The 20,116-nt window shown below is 70.2% G+C and carries 20 protein-coding genes; 9 read left to right on the forward strand and 11 right to left on the reverse strand.

Going from position 1 to position 20,116, the window contains the following annotated elements; translation table 11 throughout:
• Positions 1–139 precede the first annotated feature (139 nt).
• From ACFVFH_RS00540 to ACFVFH_RS00580, 9 genes are all read right to left on the reverse strand, one after another.
• Positions 140–1,534, reverse strand: coding sequence for a hypothetical protein (locus ACFVFH_RS00540; protein WP_383761375.1), 1,395 nt, complete (start codon positions 1,532–1,534; stop codon positions 140–142).
• Between the two features lie 159 nt (positions 1,535–1,693).
• Positions 1,694–2,032: a metal-sulfur cluster assembly factor gene (locus ACFVFH_RS00545; protein ID WP_093539690.1), complete on the reverse strand. Its 339-nt coding sequence runs from the start codon at positions 2,030–2,032 to the stop codon at positions 1,694–1,696.
• Complete coding sequence (gene sufU, locus ACFVFH_RS00550) at positions 2,029–2,484, reverse strand: Fe-S cluster assembly sulfur transfer protein SufU (RefSeq protein ID WP_072483050.1); 456 nt, start codon at positions 2,482–2,484, stop codon at positions 2,029–2,031. Before sufU ends, ACFVFH_RS00545 begins: the two co-directional genes overlap by 4 nt.
• A 25-nt stretch (positions 2,485–2,509) precedes the next feature.
• A complete protein-coding gene (locus tag ACFVFH_RS00555; protein ID WP_383761377.1) occupies positions 2,510–3,766 on the reverse strand; it encodes a cysteine desulfurase in 1,257 nt (418 codons plus the stop codon).
• The gene (gene sufC / locus ACFVFH_RS00560) at positions 3,763–4,527 is read right to left on the reverse strand and encodes a Fe-S cluster assembly ATPase SufC (RefSeq protein WP_266736468.1); all 765 of its coding nucleotides are present in this window, start codon (positions 4,525–4,527) and stop codon (positions 3,763–3,765) included. Before sufC ends, ACFVFH_RS00555 begins: the two co-directional genes overlap by 4 nt.
• A 7-nt stretch (positions 4,528–4,534) precedes the next feature.
• Positions 4,535–4,852, reverse strand: a complete 318-nt coding sequence (locus ACFVFH_RS00565; RefSeq protein WP_383761380.1) for a bifunctional 3-phenylpropionate/cinnamic acid dioxygenase ferredoxin subunit — start codon at positions 4,850–4,852, stop codon at positions 4,535–4,537.
• Positions 4,852–6,030, reverse strand: a complete 1,179-nt coding sequence (gene sufD / locus ACFVFH_RS00570) for a Fe-S cluster assembly protein SufD (RefSeq protein ID WP_383761383.1) — start codon at positions 6,028–6,030, stop codon at positions 4,852–4,854. Before sufD ends, ACFVFH_RS00565 begins: the two co-directional genes overlap by 1 nt.
• Positions 6,031–6,089: 59 nt before the next feature.
• The gene (gene sufB / locus ACFVFH_RS00575; RefSeq protein ID WP_383761385.1) at positions 6,090–7,511 is read right to left on the reverse strand and encodes a Fe-S cluster assembly protein SufB; all 1,422 of its coding nucleotides are present in this window, start codon (positions 7,509–7,511) and stop codon (positions 6,090–6,092) included.
• Complete coding sequence (locus ACFVFH_RS00580) at positions 7,508–8,248, reverse strand: helix-turn-helix transcriptional regulator (RefSeq protein ID WP_383761389.1); 741 nt, start codon at positions 8,246–8,248, stop codon at positions 7,508–7,510. Before ACFVFH_RS00580 ends, sufB begins: the two co-directional genes overlap by 4 nt.
• Positions 8,249–8,394: 146 nt before the next feature.
• On the opposite strand from ACFVFH_RS00580, the gene ACFVFH_RS00585 reads away from it, so the two are divergent.
• The 3 genes from ACFVFH_RS00585 to ACFVFH_RS00595 all read left to right on the forward strand — a co-directional run bounded on the left by ACFVFH_RS00585 (position 8,395) and on the right by ACFVFH_RS00595 (position 11,207).
• Complete coding sequence (locus tag ACFVFH_RS00585; RefSeq protein ID WP_383761392.1) at positions 8,395–9,321, forward strand: ABC transporter ATP-binding protein; 927 nt, start codon at positions 8,395–8,397, stop codon at positions 9,319–9,321.
• Positions 9,318–10,085 (forward strand): ABC transporter permease, encoded by a 768-nt coding sequence (locus ACFVFH_RS00590; RefSeq protein WP_383761395.1) that lies wholly within the window; start codon positions 9,318–9,320, stop codon positions 10,083–10,085. Before ACFVFH_RS00585 ends, ACFVFH_RS00590 begins: the two co-directional genes overlap by 4 nt.
• 108 nt (positions 10,086–10,193) lie before the next feature.
• Positions 10,194–11,207, forward strand: coding sequence for a heme A synthase (locus tag ACFVFH_RS00595; protein WP_383761398.1), 1,014 nt, complete (start codon positions 10,194–10,196; stop codon positions 11,205–11,207).
• Between the two features lie 101 nt (positions 11,208–11,308).
• On the opposite strand, the gene ACFVFH_RS00600 is transcribed toward ACFVFH_RS00595, so the two are convergent.
• Both ACFVFH_RS00600 and ACFVFH_RS00605 read right to left on the reverse strand, forming a co-directional pair.
• On the reverse strand, positions 11,309–11,665 hold the full coding sequence (locus ACFVFH_RS00600; protein WP_383761401.1) for a hypothetical protein: 357 nt from the start codon (positions 11,663–11,665) through the stop codon (positions 11,309–11,311).
• A gap of 96 nt (positions 11,666–11,761) precedes the next feature.
• The gene (locus tag ACFVFH_RS00605) at positions 11,762–12,715 is read right to left on the reverse strand and encodes a heme o synthase (protein ID WP_383761403.1); all 954 of its coding nucleotides are present in this window, start codon (positions 12,713–12,715) and stop codon (positions 11,762–11,764) included.
• 394 nt (positions 12,716–13,109) lie between these two features.
• On the opposite strand from ACFVFH_RS00605, the gene tkt reads away from it, so the two are divergent.
• The 6 genes from tkt (at position 13,110) to ACFVFH_RS00635 (ending at position 20,112) form a co-directional block, all read left to right on the forward strand.
• Complete coding sequence (gene tkt / locus ACFVFH_RS00610; RefSeq protein WP_383761406.1) at positions 13,110–15,197, forward strand: transketolase; 2,088 nt, start codon at positions 13,110–13,112, stop codon at positions 15,195–15,197.
• A 34-nt stretch (positions 15,198–15,231) separates the two neighbouring features.
• Positions 15,232–16,350, forward strand: a complete 1,119-nt coding sequence (gene tal / locus ACFVFH_RS00615) for a transaldolase (protein WP_383761409.1) — start codon at positions 15,232–15,234, stop codon at positions 16,348–16,350.
• A 5-nt stretch (positions 16,351–16,355) separates the two neighbouring features.
• The gene (gene zwf, locus ACFVFH_RS00620) at positions 16,356–17,888 is read left to right on the forward strand and encodes a glucose-6-phosphate dehydrogenase (protein WP_383761412.1); all 1,533 of its coding nucleotides are present in this window, start codon (positions 16,356–16,358) and stop codon (positions 17,886–17,888) included.
• A complete protein-coding gene (opcA, locus tag ACFVFH_RS00625; RefSeq protein ID WP_383761415.1) occupies positions 17,885–18,895 on the forward strand; it encodes a glucose-6-phosphate dehydrogenase assembly protein OpcA in 1,011 nt (336 codons plus the stop codon). Before zwf ends, opcA begins: the two co-directional genes overlap by 4 nt.
• On the forward strand, positions 18,892–19,674 hold the full coding sequence (gene pgl / locus ACFVFH_RS00630) for a 6-phosphogluconolactonase (RefSeq protein ID WP_383761418.1): 783 nt from the start codon (positions 18,892–18,894) through the stop codon (positions 19,672–19,674). The genes opcA and pgl overlap by 4 nt, the downstream gene beginning before the upstream one ends.
• A gap of 78 nt (positions 19,675–19,752) precedes the next feature.
• Entirely contained in the window at positions 19,753–20,112 is a 360-nt protein-coding gene (locus tag ACFVFH_RS00635; RefSeq protein ID WP_383761421.1) for a VOC family protein, read from the forward strand.
• Positions 20,113–20,116: the final 4 nt, after the last annotated feature.

The following is a 20,116-nucleotide window of genomic DNA, read 5'->3' on the forward strand; positions in this document are numbered from 1 at the left end:
GCCGCCTGCGTTGCGGCCCCGCCGCGCCCCCCCCGGACCCACCCGCCGGCCCCCGCCGGGCAGCCGGGCGCCACGGCCGCTTCACATCCCGTGCGGGCACGGCCGTTCCGCGTCCCGCGCCGCGGGTCCGGCCGGTCCGTCAGCCTCCGACGGTGAACCAGACGGCCCGCGACTTCTTCCACTCGGCGTGGTCGAGGTCCTTCGCCTCCGTGCCGTCCCCGTACAGATCGGCCGATCCGGCGTCCGTGATCAGCTGCGCCCTGGCACCCGGGGCCGACAGGTCCGGAACGTCCACGACGGCCTCCCAGCCGCCCGGGTCCGAGGTCGGCAGATCGATCCGCTTGACCGGCGCGTGCCCGGCGACACCGTCCCAGCTGTAGAGGGCGTACGGGTCGGAGTTGTCGTCGGCCGCCCAGGAACCGGCCACGATCAGGTACTGGTCCGCGGCGTTCTTGCGGATGTCCCGGATGCTGAGCCCGCCGAGGTCCAGCTCGATCGGCGCACCCATGACCGCCTTCGCCCCGCTGCCGGCCACCTTGTCGAAGTTGGTGACGGGCACGATCAGGGCCTTGCCGCCCGACTTCGGCGGCACCAGCGGCGCCCGGAAACCGAGGTAGGCGGTGGTCGTGGAACCGGGGGCGAACTCCAGCCCCTCGACGTTGAATCCGTCGATCTGCTTGGGCGCCTCGCCGTCCGCGGTGCCCGCGGCGAAGCCCAGGCGGTTGCCGTTCGCCTTGTCCCAGGCGACCAGGTCGTCCCGGAGCTTCTTGTACGAGCCGCCCACCTTCAGCTGGGTGCCGGCGCCCGAGCCGGTCACCGTCGTGGTGAAGACGGTGTTGCGGGGCGACTTGTAGACACCGTCCTTGTTGTTGCCGAGCGAACCCGTCCAGTAGATGGTGTCGCCGACCCGGGCCGCCGCCTCGATGTCGATCTCCTTCGACAGACCGAGCTTCGAGCCGACGTCCCAGCTCCGCACCGGGCCGCCGGAGGCGGAACGGTCGTACAGGCGCAGGGTGTTGGACTCGTCGTCGGCCACCACCACATACCCGCCGCCGACGTCGACGGCGGCCGAGGAGTCGGAGGAGCCGGTGAGGTAGCGGGTGTCGGCGGCGTTGCCGACGGCGGCGGAGGCCGCGTAGTGCAGGGTCTTGGTGGCGGTCTTGCCGCCGAGCCCGGTGACCTTGACCGTGAGGTCGGTGTAGCCGCGGCCGCGTGCGGAGACCGCGAGGGTCCGGGTGGAGCCGGTCCCCGCCACGGTCACATCGCCCGTCCCGGCGACGGAAGGCTTGGAGCTGGCGGACGCCGCCACGCCGAGCGCGCTCGCGTCGGCCCCGCTCTGGGCGACGGTGACGGTGACCACGGGGTCGCCGCTCGCGCCGACCGCGCCGGAGAGGTAGGAGACCGAGAGACCGATCGTCGGCGTCCCGTAACTCGCGGCGTGCGCGGGGGTGTCGAGCCCCAGTGCGGCCAGCAGGAGAACCCCGCCCGCGGCGGTGGCCGCACCGCGGCCGGGGAGCGAAAACTGATGCAGCACGGCATGCCTCTCGTCGGCGTGGTGTCGCGGTCACTTTCCGCTACCCGCGCCAACGAGGAACACACATCGTGGGTACGGCAGGTGTCGCCGGGACGAAGAACGGCCCCCGGCACGGAGCCGGGGGCCGTTCCTGCGCAACCCGCGCGCCGGGCGCGGGGATCAGACGTTGAACCCCAGGGCGCGCAGCTGCTCGCGTCCGTCGTCCGTGATCTTGTCCGGGCCCCACGGCGGCATCCAGACCCAGTTGATCCGCAGCTCGTTGACGATGCCGTCGGTCGCGGACTTCGCCTGGTCCTCGATGACGTCGGTCAGCGGGCAGGCCGCGGACGTCAGCGTCATGTCGAGGGTGGCGATGTTGGCGTCGTCGATGTGGATGCCGTAGATCAGGCCCAGGTTGACGACGTCGATGCCCAGCTCGGGGTCGACCACGTCGTACAGGGCCTCACGGACCTCCTCCTCGGAGGCCGGCTTGGTGGTGAGAGTCTCGTTGTCGCTCATGCCGTCTTCCCTTCGGACAGCGCTTTGGCCGTCGCGTCCTTCCACGCCATCCAGCTCAGCAGCGCGCACTTGACCCGGGCCGGGTACTTGGAGACACCGGCGAACGCGACCGCGTCCTCCAGCACCTCCTCCATCGCGTCGTCCGGCTCCAGCTGGCCCTTCGACTGCATCAGCTCCAGGAAGGTCTCCTGGATCTTCTGCGCCTGGCCCAGCTCCTTGCCGACCAGGAGGTCGTTCAGCACCGAGGCGCTGGCCTGGCTGATGGAGCAGCCCTGACCCTCGTACGACACGTCGGCGATGGTCTCGCCGTCGTACTTCACCCGGAGAGTGATCTCGTCGCCGCACGTCGGATTGACGTGGTGCACCTCGGCGTCGCCGTCCCGCAGGCCACGCCCGTGGGGGTGCTTGTAGTGGTCCAGGATCACTTCCTGGTACATGGAATCAAGCTTCACCAGTCAACCCTCAGCCGCTCGCCCATTATCCGAAAAAGTTCCGTACGTGTTCCAGTCCGTCCACCAGGGCGTCGACCTCGGCGGGCGTGGAATACAGATAGAACGACGCTCGCGTGGTCGCAGGAATTCCGTACCGCAGGCAGACCGGGCGTGCGCAGTGGTGTCCGACGCGGACGGCGATGCCCTGTTCGTCGAGCACCTGGCCCACGTCGTGCGGGTGGATGTCGCCGAGCGTGAAGGAGATCGTGGCGCCGCGGTCCTCGGCCGTCGCCGGACCGATGATCCTGAGGTCGGGGACCTCCAGGAGCCGCTTCACCGCGTACTCGGTGATCGCGTGCTCGTGCCGGGCGATCTTCTCCATGCCGATCGCCGAGAGGTAGTCCACGGCCGCGCCGAGGCCGACGGCCTGCGCGATCGGGGGCGTACCGGCCTCGAACTTGTGCGGCGCGGGGGCGTACGTCGACGAGTGCATCGACACGGTCTCGATCATCTCGCCGCCACCGAGGAACGGCGGCAGGTCCTCCAGGAGCTCCTGCCGTCCCCAGAGCACGCCGATGCCGGTCGGGCCGACCATCTTGTGACCGGTGAAGGCCACGAAGTCGGCCTGGAGCGCCTGCACGTCCAGCACCATGTGCGGGGCGGCCTGCGAGGCGTCGATGCAGACCAGCGCGCCGACCTGCTGGGCCCGGCGGATGATCTTCTCGACCGGGTTGATCGTGCCCATGATGTTGGAGACCAGGGTGAAGGAGACGATCTTCGTCTTCTCCGTGATGATCTCGTCGATGTCGGACAGGTCGAGGCGGCCGTCGTCGGTGATGCCGAACCACTTCAGCTTCGCGCCCGTGCGCTGCGAGAGCAGCTGCCACGGCACGATGTTGGAGTGGTGCTCCATCTCCGTGGTGACGATCTCGGTGTCGTGGTCCACCCGGTAGGGCTCGTCGGCCCAGCCGAGCATGTTGGCCACGAGGTTCAGCGACTCGGAGGCGTTCTTGGTGAAGATCACCTCGTCGCGGCTGGGCGCGTTGATGAACGCGGCGACCTTGTCACGGGCGCCCTCGTACAGCGCCGTGGCCTCCTCCGCGATCGTGTACACGCCGCGGTGCACATTGGCGTTGTGCCGCTCGTAGTACTCGTTGAGGGCGTCGAGCACCTGGCGCGGCTTCTGCGAGGTCGCCGCGCTGTCCAGGTAGACGACCTTCTTCCCGTCGTGGACCGTACGATCCAGCAGGGGGAAGTCCTTGCGGATCGCCTCGGTGTCGAGGAGGCCCGGCAGCTGTGTCACGCGGAAGCGCCACCCTTCACATATGCCTCGTAGCCCTCGTTCTCCAGCTTGTCGGCGAGCTCGGCGCCGCCGGACTCGGCAATGCGGCCGTTGGCGAAGACGTGCACGAAGTCGGGCTTGATGTAGCGGAGGATCCGCGTGTAGTGCGTGATCAGCAGGGTGCCGACCTCGCCGGTCTCGCGGACCCGGTTGACGCCCTCGGAGACGATGCGCAGGGCGTCGACGTCCAGGCCGGAGTCGGTCTCGTCGAGGATCGCGACCTTCGGCTTGAGGAGCTCCAGCTGAAGGATCTCGTGGCGCTTCTTCTCACCGCCGGAGAAGCCCTCGTTGACGTTGCGCTCGGCGAACGCCGGGTCCATCTGGAGCCGGCCCATCGTCTCCTTGACCTCCTTCACCCAGGTACGCAGCTTGGGCGCCTCGCCGCGGACGGCGGTGGCGGAGGTGCGCAGGAAGTTGGAGACCGAGACGCCGGGGATCTCGACCGGGTACTGCATCGCGAGGAACAGACCGGCGCGGGCGCGCTCGTCGACGGTCATCTCCAGGACGTCCTCGCCGTCCAGGGTCACCGAGCCGCTGGTGATCGTGTACTTGGGGTGACCGGCCAGCGAGTAGGCGAGGGTGGACTTGCCGGACCCGTTGGGGCCCATGATGGCGTGGGTCTCGCCCTGCTTCACGGTCAGGTCGACGCCCTTGAGGATCTCCTTCGTGGCGTTGTCGGCCTCGACGGAGACGTGCAGGTCGCGGATTTCAAGCGTTGCCATGGGTGACTCAGGACTCCTGGGTGACGGAGACGAGCACATCGTCCCCTTCGATCTTGACGGGGTATACGGGGACGGGGCGCGTCGCGGGAAGGCCGGAGGGCTTGCCGGTGCGCAGGTCGAAGCTGGAGCCGTGCAGCCAGCACTCGATCATGCAGTCCTCGACCTCTCCCTCGGACAGTGAGACGTTCGCGTGCGAGCAGATGTCGTTGATCGCGAACACCTCGCCCTCGGTACGGACGACGGACACCGGGACGCCGCCGAGCTCCACCCGTTTCGGGGTGTCGGCCTCCAGCTCACTCAGCGCGCAGGCTTTGACGAAGGCCATCAGACGGAAGCCTTCAGCTCGGCCTCGATCTTGTCGAGCAGCCGCGCCTCGACGTCCGGCAGACCGATCTGCTGGACGAGCTCGGCGAAGAAGCCGCGCACGACGAGCCGCCGGGCCTCCTCGGCCGGGATGCCGCGGGACTGGAGGTAGAAGAGCTGCTCGTCGTCGAATCGGCCGGTCGCGGAGGCGTGGCCGGCGCCGACGATCTCACCGGTCTCGATCTCCAGGTTCGGCACGGAGTCGACCCGCGCGCCGTCGGTGAGGACGAGGTTGCGGTTCATCTCGTAGGTGTCGGTGCCCTCGGCCGCGGCCTGGATGAGGACGTCACCGATCCACACGGCGTGTGCGCCGTCGCCCTGGAGGGCGCCCTTGTACGCGACGTTGGACTTGCAGTGCGGGGTGTTGTGGTCGACCAGGAGGCGGTGCTCCTGGTGCTGGCCCCGGTCGGTGAAGTACAGGCCGAAGAGCTCGGCCTCGCCGCCGGTGCCCGCGTAGGCGATCCGCGGGTGCAGGCGCACGACGTCGCCGCCGAAGGTGACGACGATCGACTTGAACGAGGCGTCCCGGCCGACCAGAGCGTTGTGCTGGCCGACGTGGACGGCGTTCTCGTCCCAGTCCTGCACGGAGACGACGGTGAGCTTCGCGCCGTCGCCGAGGACGTAGTCCACGTTGGCGGCGAGCACCGCGTCGCCGGTGTGGTCGATGACGACGACGGCCTCGGCGAAGGCGCCCAGCTCGACGACCTGGTGGCCGTAGGCCACGCCGCCCTCGCCGTGCACCGCGATGCGGATCGGCTCGGTGAGCACCGCCTCCTTGGCGACCGTGACGACGGACGCCTGCTCGAAGGAGGAGTACGCCTGGGCCGCGACGCGGTCCACCGGGGTCCCGGCCCGGCCGAGCCGGGAGTCGTCCCGGCCGACGGTCTCGACCGTGACGCCCTCGGGCGCCTCGATCGCGACCTTCACTCCGCCGTTGGCGGTGGCCGTGCCGTCGTGCAGCCCGCGCAGCCGCTCCAGCGGGGTGAACCGCCACTCCTCCTCGCGGCCGTGCGGGACGGGGAAGTCCGCGACGTCGAAGGACGGGGGCGCGCTCATGCGCGTGGCGACGGTCGACTCGGCGGCCACCGCGATGGAACCGGTGGTGGTGGAACCCGCCGGGAAGTTCTGAGCCTCAGCCATGGCTGTCGTAGTGCTCGCTTTCTCTGTCAGTGGTCGGGGGATCCGGTCGTCAGGCTGCGCTAGCCGACCGAACCCTCCATCTGCAGCTCGATCAGCCGGTTGAGCTCAAGGGCGTACTCCATCGGCAGCTCCTTGGCGATCGGCTCGACGAAGCCGCGCACGATCATCGCCATCGCCTCGAACTCCGTCAGACCACGGCTCATCAGGTAGAAGAGCTGGTCCTCGGAGACCTTGGAGACGGTCGCCTCGTGCCCCATCGACACGTCGTCCTCGCGGACGTCGACGTAGGGGTAGGTGTCCGAGCGCGAGATCGTGTCGACGAGCAGGGCGTCGCAGAGCACGTTGGACTTCGCGCCCGGCGCGCCCTCGCCGATCTCGATCAGACCGCGGTAGGAGGTACGGCCGCCGCCCCGCGCCACCGACTTGGAGACGATGTTGGAGGAGGTGTTCGGCGCCATGTGGACCATCTTGGCTCCGGCGTCCTGGTGCTGGCCCTCGCCCGCGAAGGCGATGGAGAGCGTCTCGCCCTTGGCGTGCTCGCCCATCAGGTAGACGGCCGGGTACTTCATGGTGACCTTGGAGCCGATGTTCCCGTCGACCCACTCCATGGTCGCGCCCTCGTAGGCCACGGCGCGCTTGGTGACCAGGTTGTAGACGTTGTTCGACCAGTTCTGGATCGTCGTGTAGCGGCAGCGGCCGCCCTTCTTCACGATGATCTCGACGACCGCGGAGTGCAGCGAGTCGGAGGAGTAGATCGGGGCGGTGCAGCCCTCGACGTAGTGGACGTAGGCGTCCTCGTCGACGATGATCAGCGTCCGCTCGAACTGGCCCATGTTCTCCGTGTTGATACGGAAGTAGGCCTGGAGCGGGATGTCGACGTGGACGCCCTTGGGCACGTAGATGAACGAGCCGCCGGACCACACGGCCGAGTTCAGCGAGGCGAACTTGTTGTCGCCGACCGGGATGACGGTGCCGAAGTACTCCTGGAAGAGCTCCGGGTGCTCCTTCAGCGCGGTGTCGGTGTCGAGGAAGATGACGCCCTGCTCCTCCAGGTCCTCACGGATCTGGTGGTAGACGACCTCGGACTCGTACTGCGCGGCGACACCGGCGACCAGGCGCTGCTTCTCCGCCTCCGGGATGCCGAGCTTGTCGTAGGTGTTCTTGATGTCCTCGGGCAGGTCCTCCCAGGACTCCGCCTGCTTCTCCGTGGACCGCACGAAGTACTTGATGTTGTCGAAGTCGATGCCCGACAGGTCGGAGCCCCAGTTCGGCATGGGCTTCTTGTCGAAGAGCCGCAGGCCCTTGAGGCGCAGCTTCAGCATCCACTCGGGCTCGTTCTTCTTGGCCGAGATGTCGCGGACGACCTCCTCGGAGAGCCCGCGCTTGGCTGCGGCGCCTGCCGCGTCGGAGTCGGCCCAGCCGAATTCGTACGTGCCCAGACCCTCGAGCTCAGGGTGGGCAGTCTCCGTAGGGAGCGTCATGCGGGGTTCCTCCCGGCCGTGCTTGCAGATGCTGAATTGGTGGTCTGTGGTGCTGGGTGGCCGCTGCGCGGAATGTACGTCGTGCACACGCCGTCGCCGTGGGCGATGGTGGCCAGACGCTGCACATGCGTCCCGAGGAGGCTGGAGAAGAACTCCGTCTCCGCCTCGCACAGCTGCGGGTACTGCTCGGCGACATGGGCGACCGGGCAGTGGTGCTGGCAGAGCTGCTCGCCCTGCTGGGGACCGGGCGCGCTACGCGCCGTAGCAGCGTACCCGTCGGCGGACAGGGCCTTGGCCAAGGCCTCGGTGCGGGCCTCGGGGTCCGCGGCCTCGACCGCCGAGCGGTACGCCTCGGACTGGGCCGCGATCCTGGCGCGGGCGAAGGCGATGACCGCCTCCTCGCCCGACGTCTCGGCGATCCAGCGCAGGGCGTCCGCCGCGAGCGCGTCGTAGGACTGGTCGAACGCGTCCCTGCCGCAGTCGGTGAGGGCGAACACCTTGGCCGGGCGGCCACGCGTCCGCGCCCCGTAGACCCGCTGTTCACGGGCCTCGACGACGCCGTCGGTGACGAGGGCGTCGAGATGGCGGCGGACCGCGGCCTGGGTGAGGCCGAGGCGCTTGGCCAGCTCGGCGACGGTGGACGGGCCATGGTCCAGGATGGAGCGCGCGACCCGGTTGCGCGTGGAGCGCTCACCGGTCGCGAGTTCCTCCTGCGGAGCCTCGCCGACGTATTTCACAACGCCATTGTTGCGTAATTCATCGGGCTCTGACAACCACGGTCCGAAACGATCTATGGTGCCATTCATCACTTAGGGTTACCTAATCAGGGCCCCGGAAGACCCGGAAGACGGGGACGTTCCGCCCCTGCCTAGACTTACCGGCCATGAAGAGCGAGTCGGCCGTAGAGGTCCGCGGCCTGGTGAAGCGGTACGGCCGCAAGACCGCCGTGGACGGCCTCGACCTGTGTGTACGCACCGGTGCCGTCACCGCCGTCCTCGGCCCCAACGGCGCCGGCAAGACCACCACCGTCGAGATCTGCGAGGGCTATCGCCGCGCCGACGCCGGCACCGTCCGGGTCCTCGGCCTGGACCCGGTCGCCGACGCCGCGAAGCTCCGCCCCCGGATCGGCGTGATGCTCCAGTCGGGTGGCGTGTACTCCGGCGCGCGCGCCGACGAGATGCTCCGGCACATGGCGAAGCTCCACGCCCACCCGCTGGACGTCGACGCCCTGATCGAGCGGCTCGGCCTCGGCAGCTGCGGCCGTACGGCCTACCGGCGGCTCTCCGGCGGCCAGCAGCAGCGTCTCGCCCTGGCCATGGCCGTCGTCGGGCGGCCCGAGCTGGTCTTCCTGGACGAGCCGACCGCCGGTCTCGACCCGCAGGCCCGCCGCTCCACCTGGGACCTGGTGCGCGAGCTGCGCGCCGACGGCGTGTCGACCGTCCTCACCACCCACTTCATGGACGAGGCCGAGGAGCTCGCCGACGACGTCGCGGTCGTCGACGCGGGCAGGGTCATCGCCCAGGGCAGCCCCGAGGCGCTCTGCCGCGGCGGCGCCGAGAACACCCTGCGCTTCACCGGCCGCCCCGGCCTCGACATCGGTTCGCTGCTGAAGGCACTGCCGGACGGCAGCGAGGCGGCCGAGATCCTGCCGGGCGCGTACCGCATCGGCGGCGACGTCGGTCCGGAGCTGCTGGCCACCGTCACCTCCTGGTGCGCCCAGCACGGGGTGATGCCCTCCGGCATCTCCGTGGAGCGGCACACCCTGGAGGACGTCTTCCTGGAACTGACCGGCAAGGAGCTGCGCGCATGAGCGCCGGTACGTACACCCCGCGGCCGGGCGGTGCCCCGCTGGGCCGCATGATCACCGCGCAGACCGCACTGGAGACGCGGATGCTGCTGCGCAACGGCGAGCAGCTGCTGTTGACCGTGATCATCCCGACGCTGCTGCTGGTGCTGTTCAGCGCGGTCGACATCGTGGACACCGGCGCCGGCGCGTCCGTCGACTTCCTGACGCCCGGCATCCTCGCGCTGGCCGTGATGTCCACGGCGTTCACGGGCCAGGCCATCGCCACCGGCTTCGAGCGGCGCTACGGGGTGCTCAAGCGGCTCGGGGCCTCGCCGCTGCCGCGCTGGGCGCTGATGACCGCCAAGACCCTCGCGGTGCTGGTCACCGAGGTGCTCCAGGTGGTGCTGCTCACGGTGATCGCGTTCGCGCTGGACTGGTCCCCGCAGGGCAGCCCCTTCGCCGTCCTGCTGCTGCTGGTGCTCGGCACGGCGGCCTTCTCCGGGCTCGGGCTGCTGATGGCCGGCACGCTCAAGGCGGAGGCGACGCTCGCCGCGGCCAATCTGGTCTTCCTGCTGCTGCTGGTCGGCGGCGGGGTCATCGTGCCGCTGGACAAGTTCCCGGACGCGGTGCAGTCGGTCCTCGGGCTGCTGCCGATCGCGGCCCTGTCGGACGGTCTGCGCGAGGTGCTCCAGCACGGGGCCTCGATGCCCTGGGCCGACCTCGGCGTCCTGGCGGTCTGGGCGGTGCTCGGGCTCGGCGCGGCGGCGCGGTTCTTCCGCTGGGAGTGAGACCGCGCGCCGGGGGCGGCTGCGGGCGGCGAGGTCCAGGGCGCGCCGCGTCGGCGTTTCGGGGTAACTCGTCCCCCTCGTGAAAGCTTGCACAAGCCGCCGCCTACGATGGTGCGCGTGCCCAAGCTGACCCGAGCCGAAGTCGCTCAAGCCGTGCGGAACCCGCTCCTGTACATCGCCGAGCGATGGACCCCTTCGCCCCGCACGGTCCGCCGTGCGGCCCTGTCGGCCGTCGTCATGGCCGTGCTCATCGTCGTGACCGGCGGCGCGGTCCGGCTGACCGGCTCCGGCCTCGGCTGCCCGACCTGGCCCAAGTGCACCGACGAGAGCCTCACCGCGACGAGCGAGATGGGCTTCCACGGCGTCATCGAGTTCGGCAACCGGATGCTGACGTACGTCCTGTGCGCGGCCGTCGGTTGGGCGATCATCGCCGCCCGGTCCGCCAAGCCCTGGCGCCGCAGCCTGACCAGGCTCGGCTGGGTGCAGTTCTGGGTGGTCATGGGCAACGCCGTGCTCGGCGGCATCGTGGTGCTGGTCGGCCTCAACCCGTACACCGTCGCCGCACACTTCCTGCTCTCCACGGCGCTGCTGACCGTCGCGATGCTGACCTGGCAGCGGACCCGCGAGGGCGACGGGGCGCCCCGGCCGCTGGTCGGCAAGGCGGTGTCCCAGCTGACCTGGCTGCTGACGGTCGCCGCGGGGCTGCTGATCGCGGTCGGCACGGTGGTCACGGGCGCCGGACGGCACGCGGGCGACTCCAGCGATGTGCACCGCATCCCGATCGACTGGAAGATGATCGCGCAGCTCCACGCCGACCTGGCCTGGGTCGTGGTGGCGCTGACCGTCGCGCTCTGGTTCGTGCTCAAGGCCGTCGACGCGCCGGTCGGGCCGCTGCACCGCACGCGCGACCTCTTCCTGGTGCTGATGGCGCAGGGCGTCATCGGATACGTGCAGTACTTCACCGACACGCCGGAGATCCTGGTCGGTCTGCACATGCTGGGCTCGTGCCTGGTGTGGATCGCGGTCGTGCGGGTGCTGCTGTCGCTGCGTGAGCGCCCCGTGGCCGTCGCGTCGGTGCCCGGCCCCGCGGCCGGGCAGCCGGAGCCCGCCGCGGCGGGCTGACGCCGGGCGGCCGCCTCCCCCTCCGATACGCCGATACGCCGATCGCCGGACGGGTTCCTCCTGGGAACCGTCCGGCGATCGGCGTATCGGGAGCCGCGCGGTCAGGACGCGTTGGCGGGGCCGCCGATCTGGATGCCGGCCATCCGCGTCCACTCGTACGGGCCGGTGCGGACCTTCGCCGCGAACTCCCCGTCGAAGGACTCGTGCATCGTGATCCCGGCCTTCCGCGTGGCGCTCTCGGCGATCGCGTAGGAGGGGGCGACCAGATCGCCCCAGTCGCCGTCCTCGCCCACGAGCACGATGCGGGCGCCCATCTGCCCGAGATAGGCGAGCTGTCCCTCCGCACCGCCGTGCGCCTTGGAGAAGGCGCCGATCTCCTTGGCGAGCTTGGCCGCCCTGCGCTCCGCGCGGGCCGCCTGCTTGCCGCTCTCCACCTGGGTCTCTGCCGTCTCAGCCATGTCCAGGATGCTACCGACGGGTAGCCGAACGTGCGACGGGCGGGGTGCGTGGCCTGGGCCACGCACCCCGCCCGTCGGCAGGGATCGAGGAGCGGACTACCTCAGGAAGGGGTCGACCGCCACGGCGACGAAGAGCAGCGAGACATAGGTGATGGACCAGTGGAACAGCCGCATCTCCTTGAGCTTGGCGCCCGTCACACCGGCCTTGGCCCGGTTCTGGAGGCCGTGCGCCTCCCAGAGCCAGAACCCGCCGGTCGCCAGCGCCACCGCCGTGTAGAACCAGCCGGTGTAGCCCAGCGGCGTCAGCAGCAGCGAGACGGCCACCATCACCCAGCTGTAGATGACGATCTGGCGGGCCACCACCCGATTGGACGCGATCACCGGAAGCATCGGGACGCCGACCCGGGCGTAGTCCTCCTTCACCTTCATAGAGAGCGGCCAGTAGTGCGGCGGCGTCCAGAAGAAGATGACGGCGAAGAGGATCACCGCGGCCCACGACATCGAGTTCGTCACGGCCGACCAGCCGATGAGGACCGGCATGCAGCCCGCGATGCCGCCCCAGACGATGTTCTGCGAGGTCCGGCGCTTGAGCAGCATCGTGTACACCACGACGTAGAACAGCAGCGCGCCGAGCGACAGCGCCGCCGACAGCCAGTTCACCAGCAGGCCGAACCAGACCGTCGAGACCGCCGCGAGGGCGAAGCCGAAGGCCAGGCACTCGCGCGGGCTCACCATGCCGGTCACCAGCGGGCGCTGCGCCGTACGGTCCATCAACGCGTCGATGTCGCGGTCGATGTACATGTTCAGCGCGTTGGCACCGCCGGCGGAGAGATATCCGCCGATGGTGGTGGTGACCACGAGCCACAGATCGGGCACACCCTGAGCGGCGAGGAACATCACCGGAACAGTGGTGATCAGCAACAGCTCGATGATCCGCGGCTTGGTCAGCGCCACGAAAGCCTTGACACGGGCCCCGAACGGGCGATGGCCCCCTGGGCTGGGAGTCAAGGCGACCCCTGCGGGTCGGGACTCGACGGCCGTCACGCACACCCCTGACAGAGAAATCCCAGCAAGCTCCGGGCGTGAAGGCCCAGTAAAGACTTGCGCGAACCAGACCACTGTAGACGTTGGGGACAGGCCGATCTTCGCGGGGGTGGGTCGTGTTGGGGCGGCGCGGGAGCGGGCCCCCGGGCCCGGGGTCCCGCCCGGCGGATCCGTGCCTCGGCGCCGGGACGCGTTCGTCGCGGGGCACATGAGTAAGGAGAAGCGCTCATCGGAGTGGCGCAGAAGTGAGCCGTCGCGCTCATACGGGAGGCGAACTCCGCGGGCCGCCCGCACCCTGGAAAGCAGCGGAAAATGCTTGTTCCGGCGGGGGTAGGCTCGACAACGCCCGGTGCGGTCACAGTCACCGGTTTACAACAGTGGAGAGGAGCCCTGACTCAGGGTGAGCACCAAGCCGACCACCACAGACCTCCAGTGGACCGAATTGGACCAGCGGGCCGTGGACACCGTCCGTGTCCTCGCCGCGGACGCCGTACAGAAGGTCGGAAACGGCCACCCTGGTACGGCCATGAGCCTCGCTCCCGCCGCGTACACCCTCTTCCAGAAGGTGATGCGCCACGACCCCGCCGACGCCGACTGGACCGGACGCGACCGGTTCGTGCTCTCGGCCGGTCACACCAGCCTGACCCTCTACATCCAGCTCTACCTGGCCGGGTACGGCCTGGAGCTCGACGACCTCAAGGCGTTCCGTACCTGGGGCTCGAAGACCCCCGGTCACCCGGAGTACGGCCACACCACCGGTGTCGAGACCACCACCGGCCCGCTGGGCCAGGGTGTCGCCAACGCCGTGGGCATGGCGATGGCCTCCCGCTACGAGCGCGGCCTGTTCGACCCGGAGGCCGCCCCCGGCACCTCCCCGTTCGACCACATGATCTGGGCCGTCGCCGGTGACGGCTGCCTCCAGGAGGGCATCTCCGCGGAGGCGTCCTCGCTGGCCGGCCACCAGAAGCTGGGCAATCTGGTCCTGCTCTGGGACGACAACCACATCTCCATCGAGGGCGACACGGAGACCGCGGTCTCCGAGGACACCCTGAAGCGCTACGAGGCGTACGGCTGGCACGTCCAGCGCGTCGAGCCGCTGCCCAGCGGCGACCTGGACCCGGCGGGTCTCTACCGCGCGCTCCAGGCCGCCAAGGCCGAGACCGGGCGCCCGTCGTTCATCGCGGCCCGCTCGATCATCGCCTGGCCCGCGCCGCACGCCCAGAACACCGAGGCCGCGCACGGCTCGGCGCTCGGTGACGAAGAGGTCGCCGCCACGAAGAGGGTCCTGGGCTTCGACCCGGAGAAGACCTTCGAGGTGGCCGACGAGGTCATCGCCCACACCCGTGAGGCGCTGGACCGCGGCCGCGAGGCCCGGGGCGAGTGGGAGAAGTCCTTCGCCGCGTGGCGCACCGCCAACCCGGAGCGCGCCGCCGATTTCGACCGGATCTCCGCCGGTGAGCTGCCCGCGGGCTGGGAGGACAAGTTCCCGGTCTTCGAGCCGGGCAAGGGCGTCGCCACCCGTGCCGCCTCCGGCAAGGTGCTCCAGGCGCTCGGCGAGATCATCCCCGAGCTGTGGGGCGGCTCCGCCGACCTCGCGGGCTCGAACAACACCACGATCGACAAGACGTCGTCGTTCCTCCCGGTGGGCAACCCGCTGCCGGGCGCGGACCCGTACGGCCGCACGATCCACTTCGGCATCCGTGAGCACGCCATGGCCGCGGCCATGAACGGCATCGCGCTGCACGGCAACACCCGCATCTACGGCGGCACCTTCCTGGTGTTCTCCGACTACATGCGCAACGCGGTGCGCCTGTCCGCGCTGATGCACCTGCCGGTGACGTACGTGTGGACGCACGACTCGATCGGTCTCGGCGAGGACGGCCCGACCCACCAGCCGGTGGAGCACCTGGCCTCGCTGCGTGCCATCCCGGGCCTGAACATCGTCCGCCCGGCCGACGCCAACGAGACCTCCATCGCCTGGCGCGAGATCCTGCGCCGCTACACCAAGGTGTTCGGCAAGGGCGCCCCGCACGGCCTGGCGCTGACCCGCCAGGGCGTTCCGACGTACGAGGCGAACGAGGACGCGGCCAAGGGCGGCTACGTGCTCTTCGAGGCGGAGGGCGGAGAGCCCCAGGTCCTCCTCATCGGCACGGGCTCCGAGGTGCACCTCGCCGTCGAGGCGCGCGAGGAGCTCCAGGCGGCCGGCATCCCGACCCGGGTGGTCTCGATGCCGTCGGTCGAGTGGTTCGAGGAGCAGGACCAGGCGTACAAGGACAGCGTTCTGCCGCCGTCCGTGAAGGCGCGCGTCGCCGTCGAGGCCGGTATCGGCCTGACCTGGTACCGCTACGTCGGGGACGCCGGCCGGATCGTCTCGCTGGAGCACTTCGGCGCTTCGGCCGACGCCAAGGTCCTCTTCCGTGAGTTCGGCTTCACCGGCGAGCACGTCGCCGCCGCCGCCCGGGAATCTCTCGCGGCAGCCACGCGCTGACGCCGTTATACGACTAGTAGGAGATGCATTTCTCATGACAGACGCACTCAAGCGCCTCTCCGACGAGGGCGTGGCGATCTGGCTCGATGACCTGTCGCGCAAGCGGATCACCTCGGGCAACCTCGCCGAGCTGATCGACCAGCAGCACGTCGTGGGCGTCACCACCAACCCGTCGATCTTCCAGAAGGCGATCTCCTCGGGCGACGGGTACGAGCAGCAGCTCACCGACCTCGCCACCCGCAAGGTCACCGTCGACGAGGCGATCCGCATGATCACCACGGCCGACGTACGGGACGCCGCGGACATCCTGCGTCCGGTCTTCGACGCCACGGACGGCCAGGACGGCCGGGTCTCCATCGAGGTCGACCCGCGCCTGGCCCACCACACCGCGGCCACCGTCGCCGAGGCCAAGCAGCTGGCCTGGCTGGTGGACCGGCCCAACACGCTCATCAAGATCCCGGCGACGAAGGCCGGTCTCCCGGCGATCACCGAGGTCATCGGCAAGGGCATCAGCGTCAACGTCACGCTGATCTTCTCGCTGGAGCGCTACCGCGAGGTCATGGACGCCTACCTGGCGGGCCTGGAGAAGGCCAAGGCCGCGGGCCTGGACCTCTCCCTGATCCACTCGGTGGCCTCGTTCTTCGTGTCCCGCGTGGACACCGAGATCGACAAGCGCCTGGACACCGTGGGCACCGACGAGGCCAAGGCCCTCAAGGGCAAGGCGGCCCTCGCCAACGCCCGGCTCGCGTACCAGGCGTACGAGGAGGTCTTCTCCTCGGACCGCTGGGCCGCCCTCGACCGGGCCCACGCCAACAAGCAGCGTCCGCTGTGGGCCTCGACCGGCGTCAAGGACCCCGCGTACAAGGACACCCTGTACGTCGTCGACCTCGTCGCCCCCGGCACGGTGAACACCATGCCCGAGGCGACCCTGGAGGCCACGGCCGACCACGGACAGGTCACCGGCGACACCATCGCGGGCACCTACGAGCAGGCCCGCGCCGAGCTCGACGCCGTGGCGAAGCTCGGGATCTCCTACGACGACGTCGTCCAGCTCCTGGAGGACGAGGGCGTCGAGAAGTTCGAGGCCGCCTGGATCGACCTGCTCAACTCGACCGAGGCGGAGCTCAAGCGCCTCGCCCCTTCGGAGGGCTGACCACCTTGTCCGGTGTTCCCGGAGCCAATCCGCTTCGTGACCCCCAGGACCGACGGCTCCCGCGCATCGCGGGGCCGTCGGGGCTGGTGATCTTCGGTGTCACGGGCGATTTGTCCCGCAAAAAGCTGATGCCCGCCGTCTACGACCTGGCCAACCGCGGCCTGTTGCCGCCGGGCTTCTCCCTCATCGGTTTCGCCCGCCGCGAATGGCAGGACGAGGACTTCGCACAGGAGGTCCACGATGCCGTCAAGCAGCACGCCCGTACGCCGTTCCGCGAGGAGGTCTGGCAGCAGCTCATCCAGGGGATGCGCTTCGTCCAGGGCAACTTCGACGACGACGACGCCTTCGAGCAGCTGAAGACCACGATCCAGGAGCTGGACAAGGCGCAGGGCACGGGCGGCAACTTCGCCTTCTACCTGTCCGTGCCGCCGAAGTTCTTCCCCAAGGTCGTCCAGCAGCTCAAGAAGCACGGGCTCGCCGACCAGAAGGAGGGCTCCTGGCGGCGTGCCGTCATCGAGAAGCCCTTCGGCCACGACCTGAAGAGCGCGCAGGAGCTCAACCAGATCGTGCACGACGTGTTCCCGCCCAACGAGGTCTTCCGGATCGACCACTACCTGGGCAAGGAGACGGTCCAGAACATCCTGGCGCTGCGCTTCGCCAACACGATGTTCGAGCCGATCTGGAACAGGTCCTACGTCGACCACGTCCAGATCACGATGGCCGAGGACATCGGCATCGGCGGCCGGGCCGGCTACTACGACGGCATCGGCGCCGCCCGTGACGTCATCCAGAACCACCTGCTCCAGCTGCTGGCGCTGACCGCGATGGAGGAGCCCGGCTCCTTCCACCCGAAGGCCCTGGTCGCCGAGAAGCTCAAGGTGCTCACGGCGGTGGAGCTGCCGGAGGACCTGGGCAAGCACACCGTGCGCGCCCAGTACGCCCACGCGTGGCAGGGCGGCGAGGAGGTCCCCGGGTACCTCGAAGAGGACGGCATCGACCCCAAGTCGAAGACCGACACCTACGCCGCGATCAAGCTGACGATCAACAACCGCCGCTGGGCGGGCGTGCCGTTCTACCTCCGTACCGGAAAGCGGCTCGGCCGCCGGGTCACGGAGATCGCGGTCGTCTTCAAGCGGGCCCCGTACCTGCCCTTCGAGTCCGGTGCCACCGAGGAGCTGGGCGGCAACGCCCTGGTCATCCGGGTCCAGCCGGACGAGGGCGTGACCGTGCGGTTCGGCTCCAAGGTGCCCGGCACCTCCATGGAGGTCCGGGACGTCACGATGGACTTCGCGTACGGCGAGTCCTTCACGGAGTCCAGCCCGGAGGCCTACGAGCGGCTCATCCTCGACGTGCTGCTCGGCGACGCCAACCTCTTCCCCCGGCACCAGGAGGTCGAGCTGTCCTGGAACATCCTCGATCCGATCGAGGAGTACTGGGACAAGCACGGCAAGCCCGCGCAGTACCCGGCGGGCACCTGGGGCCCGGCCGAGGCCGACGAGATGCTCGCACGAGACGGACGGAGCTGGCGCCGGCCATGAAGATCGATCTCACGGAGACCACTTCCAGCAAGATCAACCAGGCGCTGGTCTCGGCCCGCCGCGCCATCGGCACCCCGGCCATCGGCATGGTGCTCACCCTGGTCATCGTCACCGACGAGGAGAACGCGTACGACGCGCTCAAGTCGGCCGGTGACGCCTCGCGCGAGCACCCCTCGCGGATCATCGCGGTGATCAAGCGGGTCAGCCGCTCGCCGCGCAGCCGCCGGGACGCCCGGCTCGACGCCGAGGTGCGGGTCGGTTCCGACGCGGGCACCGGCGAGACGGTCGTGCTGCGCCTCCACGGCGAGCTGGCCAACCACGCCCAGTCGGTGGTCCTGCCGCTGCTGCTGCCGGACGCCCCGGTCGTGGTCTGGTGGCCCGAGGACGCACCCGTCGACCCGGCGAAGGACCCGCTGGGCGCGCTCGCCCAGCGCCGGATCACGGACGCGTACTCGGCGGAGCACCCGGGCCAGGAGCTGGCGACGCGCGCCGACTCCTACACCCCGGGCGACACCGATCTGGCCTGGACCCGCATCACGCCGTGGCGCTCGATGCTGGCGGCCGCGCTCGACCAGCAGCACGTGGACGTCGTCTCGGCGACGGTCGAGGGCGAGTCGGAGAACCCCAGCTGCGAGCTGCTCGCCATGTGGCTCGCGGACCGGCTCAAGGTGCCGGTCGAGCGCACCGTCTCCGCCGGGCCCGGTCTGACGGCCGTGCGGATGGAGACCAAGAACGGCGTCATCGTCCTGGACCGCCCCGACGGCTCGCTGGCCACGCTCTCGATGCAGGGCCAGCCGGACCGCGCGGTGGCGCTCAAGCGACGGGACACCGCCGAGCTGCTCGCCGAGGAGCTGCGCCGTCTGGACCCGGACAACACCTACGAGGCGACGGTGAAGTTCGGCGTGGCGAAGCTCGGCGGACAGGCGGAGCCGCAGCCCGCGGAGCCCGCCGCGCCCGCCCCGGCCGCCGCGAAGAAGACCGCGGCCAAGAAGGCGGCGTCGAAGTGAGTGCTCCCCAGCTCGTCGTGCACCGCGACAAGGAGCTGATGGCACAGGCCGCCGCGGCCCGGCTGATCACGAGGATCGTGGACGCCCAGGCCGCGCGGGGCTACGCCTCGGTGGTCCTCACCGGCGGGCGCAACGGCAACGGCCTGCTGGCCGCGCTCGCCGCCGCGCCCGCCCGGGACGCGATCGACTGGTCGCGGCTCGATCTGTGGTGGGGCGACGAGCGGTTCCTCCCGGAGGGCGATCCGGAGCGCAATGTCACGCAGGCCCGCGAGGCCCTGCTGGACTCGGTGGAGCTGGACCCGTCCCGGGTGCACGCGATGCCCGCCTCGGACGGCCCGTACGGCAACGACGCGGACGCGGCGGCGGCCGCGTACGCCGGGGAGCTGGCCGCCGCGGCCGGTCCCGAGGACCACGGCCCGGTGCCGACGTTCGACGTGCTGATGCTGGGCGTCGGCCCGGACACCCATGTCGCGTCGCTCTTCCCGGAGCTGCCCGCGGTACGGGAGACCGAGCGCACCGTCGTCGGTGTGCACGGCGCCCCCAAGCCGCCGCCCACCCGTATCTCGCTCACGCTGCCCGCGATCCGGGCGGCCCGCGAGGTGTGGCTGCTCGCCGCGGGCGAGGACAAGGCGGAGGCCGCGGAGATCGCGCTCTCGGGTGCCGGGGAGATCCAGGCCCCGGCCGCCGGCGCCTACGGGCGCAGCCGCACCCTGTGGCTGCTGGACGCGGCGGCGGCCTCCCGGCTGCCGCGCGCGCTGTATCCGCCCGCCTCGCCCTGATCGACCGTCGGTATGCCCACGCGCAGGCCCGGTTCGCTCCTCGGAGCGGCCGGGCCTGCCGCGTGGAAGACTCGGCCCATGGTGCGGATCGGAACCGTGGTGATGGGTGCGTCGGACGTACGGCGGGCGGCGCAGTTCTGGAAGGCGGCGCTCGGCCTCGTCGAGCGTGAACCGGCGGAGGAGGACTGGGTGGTGCTGGTCCCGGCCGGGGGGTCGGGCGTCGGGCTGGCCCTGGGGCGCGGCGACACGCCCGTGCAGGAGGTCCCCCGGGTCCACCTCGATCTCTACACCGAGGAGCAGGACGCCGAGGTGGACCGGCTGATCGCGCTGGGCGCGGTACGGGTCGACTGGGAGCTGTACCCGGACGACCCGGACTTCGTCGTCCTGGCGGACCCCGAGGGCAATCGCTTCTGCGTGATCGACACCACGCACGGCTGACCCG

Origin of the sequence: Streptomyces sp. NPDC057697 (assembly GCF_042799335.1) — a bacterium.
Lineage (GTDB): Bacteria > Actinomycetota > Actinomycetes > Streptomycetales > Streptomycetaceae > Streptomyces.